At 30.9% G+C, this 13,938-nt stretch carries 14 protein-coding genes; 2 read left to right on the plus strand and 12 right to left on the minus strand.

The window, feature by feature from the left end; translation table 11 throughout:
- Nucleotides 1-166: 166 nt before the first annotated feature.
- The 9 genes from pheA to VW161_RS02525 all read right to left on the minus strand — a co-directional run bounded on the left by pheA (nucleotide 167) and on the right by VW161_RS02525 (nucleotide 9,128).
- Nucleotides 167-994 (minus strand): prephenate dehydratase, encoded by an 828-nt coding sequence (pheA, locus tag VW161_RS02485; protein WP_442919849.1) that lies wholly within the window; start codon nucleotides 992-994, stop codon nucleotides 167-169.
- A gap of 221 nt (nucleotides 995-1,215) precedes the next feature.
- A complete protein-coding gene (locus VW161_RS02490; protein WP_304102011.1) occupies nucleotides 1,216-2,034 on the minus strand; it encodes a CBS domain-containing protein in 819 nt (272 codons plus the stop codon).
- 298 nt (nucleotides 2,035-2,332) lie between these two features.
- Nucleotides 2,333-3,250, minus strand: coding sequence for a CBS domain-containing protein (locus VW161_RS02495; RefSeq protein ID WP_304092682.1), 918 nt, complete (start codon nucleotides 3,248-3,250; stop codon nucleotides 2,333-2,335).
- 777 nt (nucleotides 3,251-4,027) lie between these two features.
- A complete protein-coding gene (locus VW161_RS02500; protein ID WP_304088705.1) occupies nucleotides 4,028-4,918 on the minus strand; it encodes a phosphate signaling complex PhoU family protein in 891 nt (296 codons plus the stop codon).
- Nucleotides 4,919-5,006: 88 nt separating this feature from the next.
- On the minus strand, nucleotides 5,007-5,678 hold the full coding sequence (gene phoU, locus VW161_RS02505; RefSeq protein ID WP_304092684.1) for a phosphate signaling complex protein PhoU: 672 nt from the start codon (nucleotides 5,676-5,678) through the stop codon (nucleotides 5,007-5,009).
- A gap of 25 nt (nucleotides 5,679-5,703) precedes the next feature.
- Nucleotides 5,704-6,456: a phosphate ABC transporter ATP-binding protein PstB gene (gene pstB, locus VW161_RS02510; protein ID WP_304088699.1), complete on the minus strand. Its 753-nt coding sequence runs from the start codon at nucleotides 6,454-6,456 to the stop codon at nucleotides 5,704-5,706.
- A 21-nt stretch (nucleotides 6,457-6,477) separates the two neighbouring features.
- Nucleotides 6,478-7,329 (minus strand): phosphate ABC transporter permease PstA, encoded by an 852-nt coding sequence (pstA, locus tag VW161_RS02515; protein ID WP_304088696.1) that lies wholly within the window; start codon nucleotides 7,327-7,329, stop codon nucleotides 6,478-6,480.
- A 23-nt stretch (nucleotides 7,330-7,352) separates the two neighbouring features.
- A complete protein-coding gene (gene pstC, locus VW161_RS02520; RefSeq protein ID WP_304088692.1) occupies nucleotides 7,353-8,228 on the minus strand; it encodes a phosphate ABC transporter permease subunit PstC in 876 nt (291 codons plus the stop codon).
- Nucleotides 8,229-8,315: 87 nt separating this feature from the next.
- The gene (locus VW161_RS02525; RefSeq protein WP_304088688.1) at nucleotides 8,316-9,128 is read right to left on the minus strand and encodes a phosphate ABC transporter substrate-binding protein; all 813 of its coding nucleotides are present in this window, start codon (nucleotides 9,126-9,128) and stop codon (nucleotides 8,316-8,318) included.
- A gap of 504 nt (nucleotides 9,129-9,632) precedes the next feature.
- Here VW161_RS02525 and VW161_RS02530 point away from each other — a divergent pair.
- The gene (locus VW161_RS02530; protein WP_304092686.1) at nucleotides 9,633-10,745 is read left to right on the plus strand and encodes a DNA polymerase subunit beta; all 1,113 of its coding nucleotides are present in this window, start codon (nucleotides 9,633-9,635) and stop codon (nucleotides 10,743-10,745) included.
- A 412-nt stretch (nucleotides 10,746-11,157) separates the two neighbouring features.
- Nucleotides 11,158-12,033 carry a CRISPR-associated protein Cas4 gene (locus tag VW161_RS02535; RefSeq protein WP_304087921.1) on the plus strand — a complete coding sequence of 292 codons (876 nt, stop codon included), beginning with the start codon at nucleotides 11,158-11,160 and terminating at the stop codon, nucleotides 12,031-12,033.
- A 37-nt stretch (nucleotides 12,034-12,070) separates the two neighbouring features.
- On the opposite strand, the gene VW161_RS02540 is transcribed toward VW161_RS02535, so the two are convergent.
- The 3 genes from VW161_RS02540 to VW161_RS02550 all read right to left on the minus strand — a co-directional run bounded on the left by VW161_RS02540 (nucleotide 12,071) and on the right by VW161_RS02550 (nucleotide 13,917).
- Nucleotides 12,071-12,394, minus strand: coding sequence for an AzlD domain-containing protein (locus VW161_RS02540; RefSeq protein WP_304087920.1), 324 nt, complete (start codon nucleotides 12,392-12,394; stop codon nucleotides 12,071-12,073).
- On the minus strand, nucleotides 12,391-13,104 hold the full coding sequence (locus VW161_RS02545; protein WP_304087919.1) for an AzlC family ABC transporter permease: 714 nt from the start codon (nucleotides 13,102-13,104) through the stop codon (nucleotides 12,391-12,393). Before VW161_RS02545 ends, VW161_RS02540 begins: the two co-directional genes overlap by 4 nt.
- Nucleotides 13,105-13,257: 153 nt before the next feature.
- Nucleotides 13,258-13,917 (minus strand): DUF5612 domain-containing protein, encoded by a 660-nt coding sequence (locus VW161_RS02550; protein ID WP_304087918.1) that lies wholly within the window; start codon nucleotides 13,915-13,917, stop codon nucleotides 13,258-13,260.
- Nucleotides 13,918-13,938 lie beyond the last annotated feature (21 nt).

Below are 13,938 nucleotides of genomic sequence, written 5' to 3' on the forward strand. Positions count from 1 at the left end.
CAAACTTTTATCATTTTTATATACTTATATATTATTAATATATGAATTTTATATTTAATAAATTATACTAAATGAAAAGTTAAAAAATAGATAAAATTTTAGAAAATTCATGAATAAAAATTAGATTAAATTATTGAATTTGAAAAAAAGATATGAAATTGAAACATTATCTGAATAAATCTTCATTAAATATAGGATAAGACCCTAAAATCTTAAAGAATGAAGTGTTATCCTCTAAATGTTTTAAAATATGAGCAATGTCCTCATCCAACCTATGTCCTTCTAGATCTATGAAAAAGATGTAATGACCTAATCCCTCTTTAGAAGGTCTGGATTCAATTTTAGTCAAGTTGACATCATTCTCAGCAAAGAGAGCTAAAAGTTCGTAAAGCCCCCCTGGCCTATCCTCAAACAATGAAAATGAAATTGAAGTCTTGTCATTTCCTGTTATCGGAGAATCCTCATTATCCAAAACAACAAAACGGGTTTCGTTGTTGAAATTCTCCTGAATGTTTGTATCAATGACCTTCAATCCATAGAGTTCCGCTGCCTTCAATGTTCCAATAGCTGCATCCTCACCGGTTTCTGCAACCCTTTTAGCTGCTGCTGCAGTGCTTAAGGTATAATGTGCAGTGATACCATGCCTTTCCAAATAAGGTTGGCATTGGCCTAAGGCCTGTGAATGTGAATAGACATTCTTAACTTCATCTACAGTCATTTCCTCTGCAGCCAATAGGTTATGGTTGATTGGAATGACAATCTCGTTTTTAATCTTCAAGTCAAAATTATGAATCAATGAATCTAAAGTCAAGCTAACTGGACCTTCAATTGAATTTTCAATCGGCACAATGCCGCATACACACTCTCCTCTTTCAACAGCACCCATTACCTGCTGTATTGAACAGTAGGAAATCAAATTGTCACTTACAAATGATGCAGCTTCGTGAGAGAATGTTCCTTGAGGCCCTAAAAATGCAACTTTATCCTTTATCATAATAAAACTCCTAATTAAAATACTTATTATTGTTCCTATTTCTTATATATTAATCATAGTATAAAAAGCAATAGGTAAAAAACTTAAATAAATCAAGTAAATTAGAAAAAATAGCATTAAAATTCGATAAAAATGATTAAAAAGCATAAAAAATAGAAAAAAGAAAAATAAAGCATAAGAAAATCTTATGCTTAAAACTAAAATCAACCTTGAAATAGTCTCTATTGAGTTTCCATTTCATAAATCAATTTTAGCAAATCTGATTGAGTTACAATTCCTATAATTTGATCTTCATCATCAACTACAGGGTAACCATTATAACCAGTTTCCAACATTGCATCAGCAAGCTGTGGAACTGTTGCGTATTGTGAGATTGTTTCCACATTTGTTGACATGTAATCTCCTGCAATCAACTCCTTAATCTGAGAAGATTGATACTTGTCAGGAGTGTGTTTCCTGAATGAAACAAATGCTTTTGCAATGTCTTTTGAAGTAATAATTCCTGCAAGCTCATTGTCTCCAGTAAGTAATAAACGTCCAACACCTGAGTCCATTATGACTTTTCTTGCATGAACTAAACGATCATCTGCAGATATTGAAATAATATCTGTTGTCATAATATCCTTAACTGAAATCTTTTCATATGCTTTAGCTTTGCATAAATATATGAAATCAGATTTAGTTACGATTCCAACCATTTCACCATCAGATAAAACTGGAATGGCACCAATATTCTTATCAATCAAGATTTTTGCCACTTCAGTCACATCCTCATCCTCATCAACTGTAATCAAGTCCTTGACCATTACAGTGGATACATAGAAATGTGAAGGAGCCATATTACCATATTTAGCAGAGCCTAACTTATTAGCTATATCTTTTTCTGAGATAATTCCGACTAAAACTTTTTTATTTTCATTGGTACTAGTGACTGGTATTCTAGATAAGTTATCCTTATACATCATTCTTAGACAATCACATATGTTTAAATTCTTATCAATAGATACCACATTTTCAGACATTATATTTTTGATTTTCATAATAACACCAACGATAAAATCCAATGAAATAGCTATTAGAAAGAATCCAAATGAATTGATTCTATTTGGATTTCAATAATCTATAGCGTATCTAATCAAAGATATAAACTAACCTACCAATAGCTATCTCTTAAAAGTTCAACAATAGCTACCTGATTGGTCTTCACAAAGAAGAGCAACCACAAAATCTTAAAGAAATTAATGGATTATTTTAAAGGAATTGCTAAATAATCCAATAGAAATAAATCTAATTATTTTTTAGGAATTGCTTAATAATCCAAATAGAAATAAAATCTAATTATTCTTTAAGAACTGTATTTAAAATATCTCTTTCAGTGACAATTCCTACAAGTTGATCATCATCAACTACAGGAACACCACCAATGTTCTTTTCAGCTAATAATTCACATAAGTCCCCTAATCTAACAGTAGATTCAGTTACTAATATGTTTGGTTTAATGATTTCAGAAATTTTTCTTTTTAAAACATCTAAACCACTATTAGAGGTCATAGAAGCAAACATTTCTTTATCACCGAAGAATCTTAAGATATCTGTTGAAGTAACAATTCCTATTAATTTCTCTTCTTCAACAACAGGAATTCTTCTTAAGTTATTTCTTACCATGATTTTGGAACAGCTTTCAATAGGAGTTCCAGGAGTGGTAGTGATAACATCCTTAATCATGATGTCACCTACAGTTTCATTAGTCAATGAGCCTGCAAGCGCTAATGCGAAATCTCTTTCAGTGACTATTCCCACTAACCTTTCTTCTTTATCTACAATAGGCAAGGATCCAATGCCGTTTTTGGTCATTACATCCACACTTTCTCTAATAGAATATTTGGGACTGATAGAAATAACATCTCTTGTCATAATCTCTTTAACAGGATCATTGATTGCTGCCAAGAAATTGTCATCATGTTTCTTTTCTATTATATCAAATTTGCTTCCTCCACCAAGGAAGTCAAGAATATCCATAGCAGTTACAATACCCAAAAGTTTATTTGAGCCAGGATGGGTTACTGGTAATCTTCTGAATCCATGCTCTATCATCATTTCAGCAGCTCCCTTAATGGTCTTGGTTGGAGGAATGCTAATGACATCCTTTTTAGCTAATGTCATGATTTCCCCTTCATAATCAGCTACTTTTGTTGTTTGTTCAACAGAACCACGATTCATAGATTTTCTCAAGTTTTTAGTGTTTTTGTCTTTCATTACGACACCTCCGGATTTAATAATTCTTCCCGGTCTAAATTACAAATCATATCATAACAATCAAGTTATAGAACTCTGGGAAATACCATTAACCAGATGACAGATTTTTTTGATTATTTTAAAATTCCTTAAAGAATAAATATTTTAAGGGACTTAAAAAATCTTTCAAATGCACATCCAATTCAACAATATAGAAATAAAGTCTATAATTAATTTATTACAATAATTAACGATTTATAATCTATTTTTGAAATTATGGATTTGTTGGAAGTTCTTAAATGTCATTAATTCCATCATTTAACTTTTTAATTAATAAAAGCTCTCAAGAAATTTAAATTGAAAATTTAAATAAATGACATAGAACTAACTACAATATTAGTTAGGTTTTGATAGTTAATATTATTATCGATTTAATTTTTGTTAACCTAAAAAATATAAAAATACAACTTAAAAATTAAAGAAATTAAATAAAGAAATTGGAAAAATTTTAAAGGCATGCACTTAATAATAATCAAAAATATAATAATTAAATAAAATAATAAATGATTAATAGAATTAATACTTATTAAATCATAAAACTGCTTGTATACAATAATGCTTTCATCAACAAAATTCAGAACAACCATATAATTAAATTCTTGATTACAATTATCATATATTGTAGAGCATATTTTAAATTGATGCAAAAAGAGTTAAGTTCAGAAATGGAAGATTTTTCATCATTCCAGACCATTTGTATTGGAATTTAATGAATCTTGCAATAGAAAAGATAAGGAGTTATCCATCATCCCTGAAATAACGAGGAACTGTGGTTCTAGGAATATCCCTATGAAATTCAACTGCAATATCCATAATTTCAACGGATATATCCCCGATTCTTTCAAATGTTTTAATTACACGTGTAAGATAAATATAATAATTGGCTGTTCCAATATCATCTAAAGAGGAATCTAACATATGGATAGCAATTTCCTTCATGGCTTCTGATTGCCTTTGATGCATTTTCTCTTCAGTATCCCTCAAATTCCCTTTTAAATCTACGCAACCATCTATAAATGCATCTGTAGAATATGAAATGGACATTTGAGCATATTTATACATCTTTTTTAGGATATACAAGATCTTATCATCAATAATATCATCATTATTAATAATAAATTTATTTAGATGACTACAATAATCTCCAATCCTTTCAAAATTATAAGCCACTTCGTTAAAAAGCAGAATTTTAGAAAGTTTAAAATGAGGATTTAAATTAACAACCGTCTCTACAGAAGAACGAATTTTTTCAAACATGTTATTAGTTATATAATCTAATTCTAAAGCTTCTTTAGCCTTTTCCTCATCATTTTCAATAACTGATTCAAAAGATAATTCAAGCTGATTTTTCACATGATTAGACATATTTTCCAAATTTTTAATTAAAATATTAGTTGAATAGTCCTTAGGATTAAACTCAGAATTAGAATCTCCATAGATTTCATCATATTTTTTTAAATCAATAACATATACTTTTTTAACAATTCCCTCATCTAATAATGGCTTAAGCAACTTTGTCACATACCTTCTGGTGATCTTTAAATCATCCGCTATTTCATCTTGATTAGTTGGATTTTGATAAAAGATATACTCTAAAATTTCTTCTAATGTTTTATTACTTCTACTCATGAATAAACCTCTTAAAAAGAGAGATGAAAATTTTCTATTAAATTTATTACTAAATATTTTTATAATATTATAAATATTTTTTTAACATTCAATCATCAATATCTGGCCTTTTTAAAGTAAGCATAAATACTGTTCTTGATCCTATGCTAACTGCTTTATCAGCAATTCTCTCAAAGTATCTGGCCAAGAATATAACATCAATAATATATGGAATCAAATCGTTATCTTCAACCATAGTTGCGGTAACTTCATTTAAAATGGAATCATAAAATTCATCCATTTTATCATCATCACTAGATAGTTCTTTTGCTTTATCCAAATCCTGATTTAAAAATACAAAAAATGCTTTTTTTAACATAATTAGAGTGTAATCCCCCATATATGCTAATTCTTTAAGTATTTTTTCCGGAATGTCTACCTCTTGAATGTTTTTGATTGATTTGGCAATTTTTAAAAATAAATGGCATATCCTTTTAAAATGACTTATTACCCTTAGAGTTGATTCGATAAACATCAAATCTTTAGCTAAAGGTTGTTCTGTAGCCAGAAATCTAATGCATTCCCTTTCTAAATCAATAGTTTTAATATCTATAATATTAGAACATTTTTCAATATCGTCATAAATGGATTCATCATACTTTTCAAGTAATTTTACAACCGACCCATTTAATTTAATAGCTAAATTTCCTAATTCCTTATAATCTTCTTTAATACTATTCATCCTATTTTGAAATGTGACACTTGGAAATTTCTCATCCATAATTTTTTCTCCCTAGTTTAATCTATTATCCGAACCTTCCAGTTATATATTCTTCTGTTTTTTGTTCTTTAGGACTTACAAACAATCGTTCAGTTTCATCACTTTCAATAATCTCCCCATTCAAGAAAAAGGATGTGTAATCTGAAACTCTTGAAGCCTGTTGCATATTATGTGTTACAATAATGATTGTATAATCTTTTTTAAGTTTATGAATCAAATCTTCAATTTTTAATGTTGAAATTGGGTCTAGTGCAGAACAAGGCTCATCCATTAAAATAACCTCTGGATTATTAGCTATTGTCCTTGCAATACATAATCTTTGTTGTTGGCCTCCAGATAGACTCATAGCAGACTGATCAAGCTTATCTTTTACTTCATCCCAAATAGCCGCTGATTTTAAACTTTCTTCAACTCTCTGTTCTATAAAACCTTCATCGTCTATGCCATGAATCTTCAAGCCGTAAGAAACATTATCAAAAATGGATTTTGGAAAAGGGTTAGGTTTCTGAAAAACCATTCCTACTTTTCTTCTTAAATTTACAACATCCATTTCAGGTGAGTAAATATCTTCCTCATCTAGGAGAAGAGTTCCCTCACGTTTAAATGTAGGTATTAAATCATTCATTCTATTAATCGACCTTAAAAAAGTTGATTTTCCACAACCTGATGGACCAATTAATGCTGTAACTGTGTTTTCAGCCACTTTAAAATTTATATCCTTAAGAATATGTGCATCCCCAAAATAAGTATTTAAATGCTTAGCAATAATCTTATACATAATTAAACCTCTTAACTTTACTTATTTTCCCATCATTTTATTCTGATACTTCTCTGTGAAATAATTAGTTAAAAATGTAATAACCAATACTATAATTACAAGGACCGCTGCAGTTCCAAATGCATTAGGCAAAGAAATTCCTTCAGTTGCTAAAACATACAAATGAAGTGGCAATGGCCTGCCAGGGTCAAATATAGAAATTGGCATTATAATAGATGATCCCACAGCATACATTACTGCAGCAGCTTCAGAAATAGATCTTGTCATCCCTAATATAACTCCAGTAACAATTCCAGGAAGAGCTGCAGGTATAATGACTTTATAAATAGTTTGCCATTTTGTAGCCCCTAATCCATAACTTCCTTCCTTATATATGCTTGGTACAGAACTTAAAGAGACTTCTGCAACTTGAAATATTGTTGGAATAGCCATAATAGCTAAAACTAAACTGGCTGAAAAAATGGACCATCCTAAATTTAAAAATATTACAAAAAATGATAATCCAAATAACCCAAATACAATTGATGGAATAGAAGCTAATGTTTCTGCTCCAAAACGTATTATATTGGTTAATTTCTCATTACTTGCATATTCTACCATATAAATAGCTGCACCCACACCTAATGGAGTAGCTATTAGAATTGAAACTAATGTTACATATAAACTGGATATGATTATTGGAAATATCCCACCAGATTCGCCTTGATTTTCTACTTGGCCAAAAATAAATTCCATATTTATTACTGGAAGTCCTTTAATCAAAATATCCGCTAAAATAATTGCTAATATGGCTAAAGTTAATATTCCTGAAAGTACAAATATGGAATTCATTATCTTTTGAGATGTTCTTGCAGATATAAAGTTAAAATTCATTTTTTTTATACCTCCCCTAGGATTCATAAGGTTCCTCCACCAATATCTATACTATATTTCCTTTGAACATAATTCGCAACAACCAACAATAACATTATGAGCATGAATAACACAACTGCTGTGGCAAACAATGCATTATAGTGAATACCCGTTGCATAACTCATTTCTAATGCAATATTTGAAGTTAAAGTCCGTGCTGGACTAAAAATTGATGATGGCATTTTTGCAACATTACCTACCACCATAATCACTGCCAATGTTTCGCCAACAGCCCTACTCATTCCTAAAATAATTGCAGTGATAATTCCAGGTAGCGCTGATGGAAAGACTACTCTGCGAATAGTCTGCCAGTTTGTTGCTCCTAAACCTAAGGAAGCTTCTTTGTAATCTTGTGGAACTGATCTTAATGAATCATAAGAAACTGAGATAATTGTTGGCAAAATCATGATGGATAATATAATTGCCGCAGTAAATATGCTGAAACCGGTTCCCCCAAATTGGGACCTTACAAATGGAACTAGGATAATTAAGCCAAAAAATCCATAAACAACAGAAGGAATTCCAGATAATGTTTGAACAACTGGCTTTAAAAAGTTTCTAACTTTATTACTTGCAACCTCTGCCATGAATGTGGCACATGAAATGGATAAAGGAATTGCTATTATAAGTGCAATGAATGTGACATATAGAGATCCTATAATCATATCAAACACTCCAAATTGACCATCATTTGGAGACCATATTGTTCCAAATAGAAATTTGAAAAACCCATATTCTTGAATTGCTGGAAACCCTTCAAAAAATATAAAGCATAATATTATCAGAATCACGAAACAAGAGAACAATGCTAGAATAAACAAAGATTTCTCTATTAATGCTTCAGCTGCAATTTTAGTCATAGTAAATCTCCATAATACAAATTAAAAAAAAAAAATATAATAAATTGATTATTTATTATATTAATCCTTTAAATCATATCCCATGAATTATTTATTTGATTTGACAATTTTTTCTCCATCTAAAACTTTTCTAGCTTCTGAACCATTTACCCAATCAATAAATTCTTTTAAATCACCTGAAGGCTCCCCTTTAACTAGGAATAAAAAGGGCCTTTGCAATTCATAAGAACCATCTGCAATACTTTCACTACTTGGAGCTATTCCCTCAACACTTAAGGATTTCACGTCATCTGACATATGTGCAAAAGAAACAAAACCTATTGCATTTTCATCTTGCTTAACAGATTGTTTTACAGCCTCGGTAGAACTTTGAACAATTGCATCACTTTTAATTTTTGTCTCACCCATCACTATACTTTCAAATGCATCTAAAGTACCGGATCCTGCTTCACGACTTACAACATGAATTTCAGCATCATTTCCACCTACCTCTTTCCAGTTAGTGATTTTTCCTGAGAAAATATCTTTTAATTGATCTTTTGTTAAGTCGGACACATCATTATTTACGTTAACCGCTAAAACAATTCCATCCTTACCAAGTTCATATTCTTTTAAGTCTTGTTTTTCATTATCGTCTAAATCTTTTGAACTAGTGCCAATATCCGCACTTCCATCTTGAACACTCTTTATACCAACACTAGAACCTCCACCTTGAACATTGATATTTGCATCAGGATGGTTAATTTTATATTCCTCTACAAGTTTTTCAGCTACAGGTTGTACAGATGTGGACCCTACTATATCAATTCTTTCAGATCCTCCAGACCCAGAGGATAGTATAGTCCCTCCTATAATAATTAATATAATCGCAATAATTGCAATTTTGTACTCATTTTTCATTTTTTTTACCTCTTAAATTTCAATTAAATGTAGTTTGAAAATTTTCACCTACAATTGGAAATCTCATTTTAGCTTATTTAACGGTTGCTATTTATAAAAATAAAGTTCTTATTATAGGAACAAAAATAATGAGATTTTTTGTAAAAAAAAATAAAGATTTCCTAAAAAATGAACAGATTTTTCGAGATTTTTCGATAAAGGAAAATGATGGGGATTTTCTATTATTTTTAAAAAATTAGCCATTAGGAATATTTTAAATTTATAAATATATCCTAAAAAATCTTATTTTATCTGCATTGTTATTCTCTAGGGCATATTGCATCAGCTTTTCCATATATTATGAATCATTATTATAAACAACCACATAATCATTTATTATAATATTTAACCAACTTTTAATTATGAATTTGAACAATAACCATAAATTTAATTAACTATCCAAGTCAAAGAATATTATAGAAATGTTATGAGAGAAACAGTATAACGTGATATTAGAGGGATATGATGAATAAATCAAAAAAAACTGTTAGGACAAGAGACTTTATTATAAGTACAGATGGATTATTATTTGCTTCAACCAATTACATTCACCCTGAAGATAGGATTATCTGCTTTTTAAGATACATTCCAGATGAGAATGGAGACAGGGAAAAGGATGGAATCAGATATTCCAAAGTGGGGTCTGAAGAAGCTTATGCATACCTAAGAGAAAATCACCCGGATTACTTATACTTCTGTGACGTTACAAACGTTGAAATGATGGGTGTTCCTATAGACAAGGTTGAAAGAATCATAAAGCCAGAGGAAAGATTGAAAGGACTTAGAGCAACCTATTATGACAAAATCAACTATAAAGTTGCAAATGGGGAGGAACTTGACTATAAAGAGGAACTCTTAAGCAAGCTATTTGACTTATCAGACTTTTTCCATTATGTGGCAGGAATCAACTATGAGGACCTTGGAATCTCAGGATCAATCTTGCCAGGACTTCAAAAGGCAGGGACTTCAGACCTTGACTTTGTAGTCTACGGCCTTGAAAACCATAGAAATGCAATCAAGGCATACAAGGATAACAAGGACAAGGCTGTTTTCATAGACGAGTTAGGCAAATCAATCACATTAAACAGAATCAATGATGATTTCTGGGACTTCGTATATGATAAGAGAATAAAAGACGATTCCCTAACAAAAGAAGAGTTCGCTTGGTATGAAGAACGTAAAAGCAATAGAGGGCTCATTAGAGAAACCCTATTCGACATATTGGCAACTAGAAACTATGATGAGATTGAAGGAACCTGGGGAGATACAGTATACGAACCAGAAGGATTTGCGAAAGTCAACTGCACAATAAAGAGCGCATTAGGCGCTTTTGACAATCCTGCAGTATACACAATAGAGGATGTTGAAATCCTAGAAGGACCTGATATTGAAATCTCAGAACTAGCATCACTTACCCACACATATGCGGGAGAAGTCATTGACGGAGAAGAAGTGGTTGCAAGAGGAAAAATAGAAAAGGTCTTGAAAAATGGAGAGTTTGAGAAGTATAGAATTCTTGTTGGAACCACTAGAGAATCATTGGATGAATACATTAAACTCAGAGAGAGTCCTATATAAAACCAACTAAATTAAGATAAAGTCCAGTTTAGACTGGATTTCTTATTTTATTTTTTTATGATTTGCTATTTTTAACTAAATTTATCTATCCACAATCAAAACTATTTTTATAATTTTAATATAAATTAAACTATTTTTAAAAAACGAATTAAAATTAACAAATTTCACATAACAAACCTCCTTTTAATTAACCGCTTTTGTAATTAAAATGTATGAAAAATCACTGCCTAAAATCAATTTTTCAACTTAATATAAAAATTGATTTAAAACTCTTAAATTCTAATAAAAATAAAAAATTATAACTATTTCATAAAATAAACTATTTTTATCAAATTATAATTAAAAATAACTGCATATTATTTATTATATGAAAAACAAAGACTAATCCACAGAATAATATGGAGTTAAAAATATGATAAGTGTATCTACAATCAAAAGTTATATGTTTTGTCCTTTGAAATTGTATTTCCAAAGCAATATTGATGAAGATATTGAAGAGGATTATTTTATCTCAAAAACATTAAAGGATCTTAGAATAGACATACAAGACATCCTTCATAAAAACTTAAGACACATAAAGAAGGACATGGATGAAAAGGAAATAGAAAAGAGACTTTCAATTGGAATAAGCAATCAGGTTAAAACTACATTTGAAATTATCGAAGAGATAAATGATAAAGAAGAGATAGATGAAAGCAACTTGAAAAAGGATGAAGAGATAGAATTCATTGATGAAGAAAAGAAAGATGATGAGAACGATAATCTAAAGGAACTAAAAAAAGAACTAATCAATGAAATAAACCTAAATATCAAAATACTTTCTCTAAAAGTTGCCCAATCCATGAAAGTTCTTGATAAGGATGGACACGAAATCCAAAACCTATTTTTCCCAACCAGCATGTATAACTATCTAATAAGAGACATAGGTCTTGACTTGATTGGAGTTATCGATAAGATTGAAGTAGAAAAGGGAAATTACCTCCCAATATCATTGAAATCATCAAATCCTCCAATAACTGGAGTTTGGGATGGAGATTTCATGGAAGCAATAGCTAATGCACTTCTAATAGAACAGGAATTCAACACCTATGTTACCGTTGCATACATTGATTACTTGAAAATAGCGGATCGAAGAGCTGTGATAATAGATACAGATGCAAGAAAAAGCTTTTTCAAAGTCTTGACCAGCGTAAACAAGATAGTTGAAAATGGAGAAATACCAACAGTAAAAACCGGACTGAAAAAGTGTGAAAACTGTGAATATAAGGAACTATGTGATAATAGCTAAAAAAAGGGAATTAAATAAAAAAAGAAAGATAAAGGAATTAAATTAAAACTGGGAAGAACGGCACCATTAAGTAAACTGCAATCAAAACAATCACAGTTAAAATAACAATAGCTCCAAGAGGTACCTTTTTCCATGCGAGTCCACCTGCAATTACCGCTCCAATCAATCCTATGTACCATAAGTTAGGGTCTACAGTCAACACACCAGGGCAAATAAGTGCAGCAAGTGCAGTGTATGGAATCAGATTCAAGAATTTCTCGAATTTTGGAGAGAAATTCAATCTTTCCATAAATATAGCTGGAATTACCCTTGGAATGAAGGTAACAAGTGCACAAAGAATGATTAGTAAAGTAATATTCATTGTTGCACCTCCTTATTACTGCAATTCTCATCACCTGTCTTATAGGCATCCCCTAAAACAGTATCATCATCAACTATATACATTCCAATGAGAGCACCTAAAAGAATAGCTATAATCAATGACCAATTTCCAATGAAAAACTGCAATACAACATTTAAGATAGCGGTTATTACAACTAAAATAGCCAATTCCTTGCTTTCCTTAACTGCAGGAACCAATAGTGCTACGAATAGGGCATATAATGAAATATTGAAACTGTTTGCAACAATTATAGGAAGCACATTCAAGACTATTACACCAATGATTGCTCCAAGGATCCAAGACAGCCATGCAATTCCTGCAAGACCAATATAAGTCCATATGGAAGACTCTTCCATTAGCATAAACATTGCAAAGGCTTCATCAACAGCAAGGTGTGACGAAGGTATTCTAACAGCAAGGGAAGCGTCATCAACCTTGTTGTAAATGCATGTGTTCATTACAAAATATCTGAAATTAAGCACAAATGAAGTCAAGACAATATTGAAAAGAGTTGCCCCTTGTGCCAACATGGTTGCTATCATGATCTGTCCGGCACCCGCATAAATGAGCACAGACATTGAAACTGTCTCAAATGGGGTGAGACCTGCCTTAATAGCTAAAGCAGCATATCCGATTCCCATTGGAATGTATCCAAATGTGATTGGAATACCTAACCTTAAACCATGCACAAACTTTTCCTTTCTAGTAATTCAAAACACATCCATAAAAATGAAATATAATAATAAAATAAGAACTCCTGATAAAAATATCAAAATGGAGTATAGAATAATATTAGTTTAATAGACTAATAAATCTTATGTAAAAAAGAATAAGAAAAAGAATTAGAATTTATTATTGTTTGCTAATCTTTTTACATCAAATACTGCAGTGCTTGCAACTGCCATGACCGCCATTACACCAGCTTGAATTGGATCTGTAACAATCAAATCAGCCTCTTCTGTTACGCTTCCAGGCATATTCAAAGTGATGACAATCAAGTCCTCATGATTCTCCTTTAATTTTCTTACAGTTTCAGTGATCTTACCACCCATCAGGGACCCTGCAAGAACAAGCACACCAACACGAGGCAATCTGTTTACTGCATCAACTGCTTCTGCAATATTCTCTTCGCCAACTAAAGGAATAGTATCCACACTTATACGCTCTCCACGTATATTATGCCTATCTGCTTCTGTAATAGCTCCAACTGCAACTTGAGATACTTGAGCTCCACCACCGAAAATAAGAACCCTTTTACCGAAAATGTCATTTAAGGAACCATGAATTTCAATATCTAAAATAAATTCCTTAGACTCTAAGTCTTCGATTAATTCATCGAGTTTCTCAACATGATCAAGCTCAAGATTCAATGTTCCCACATCATCATTTACATATAGATGAACATAGGATATATTGATTCCATGACTTGAAAGAATATCGGTTATCTCATCGAGAACTCCTTTCTCTTCTTTAGTTGTAATTGTTAAAGAAATACTATTCATAATATTACCTAATAATACTTA

The organism is Methanobrevibacter ruminantium (genome assembly GCF_016294135.1).
GTDB classification, from domain to species: domain Archaea; phylum Methanobacteriota; class Methanobacteria; order Methanobacteriales; family Methanobacteriaceae; genus Methanobrevibacter; species Methanobrevibacter ruminantium_A.

Coding starts and splice junctions, on each gene's coding strand:
- VW161_RS02490 (WP_304102011.1), bottom strand. CDS start 2,034: ATGAAAATCAAAAATATAATGTCTGAAAATGTGGTATCTATTGATAAG.
- VW161_RS02530 (WP_304092686.1), top strand. CDS start 9,633: ATGAATAAATCAAAAAAAACTGTTAGGACAAGAGACTTTATTATAAGT.
- pstB (WP_304088699.1), bottom strand. CDS start 6,456: ATGTATAAGATTATTGCTAAGCATTTAAATACTTATTTTGGGGATGCA.
- VW161_RS02535 (WP_304087921.1), top strand. CDS start 11,158: ATGATAAGTGTATCTACAATCAAAAGTTATATGTTTTGTCCTTTGAAA.
- VW161_RS02550 (WP_304087918.1), bottom strand. CDS start 13,917: ATGAATAGTATTTCTTTAACAATTACAACTAAAGAAGAGAAAGGAGTT.
- pstC (WP_304088692.1), bottom strand. CDS start 8,228: ATGACTAAAATTGCAGCTGAAGCATTAATAGAGAAATCTTTGTTTATT.
- pheA (WP_442919849.1), bottom strand. CDS start 994: ATGATAAAGGATAAAGTTGCATTTTTAGGGCCTCAAGGAACATTCTCT.
- VW161_RS02500 (WP_304088705.1), bottom strand. CDS start 4,918: ATGAGTAGAAGTAATAAAACATTAGAAGAAATTTTAGAGTATATCTTT.
- pstA (WP_304088696.1), bottom strand. CDS start 7,329: ATGAATTTTAACTTTATATCTGCAAGAACATCTCAAAAGATAATGAAT.
- phoU (WP_304092684.1), bottom strand. CDS start 5,678: ATGGATGAGAAATTTCCAAGTGTCACATTTCAAAATAGGATGAATAGT.
- VW161_RS02540 (WP_304087920.1), bottom strand. CDS start 12,394: ATGAATATTACTTTACTAATCATTCTTTGTGCACTTGTTACCTTCATT.
- VW161_RS02495 (WP_304092682.1), bottom strand. CDS start 3,250: ATGAAAGACAAAAACACTAAAAACTTGAGAAAATCTATGAATCGTGGT.
- VW161_RS02525 (WP_304088688.1), bottom strand. CDS start 9,128: ATGAAAAATGAGTACAAAATTGCAATTATTGCGATTATATTAATTATT.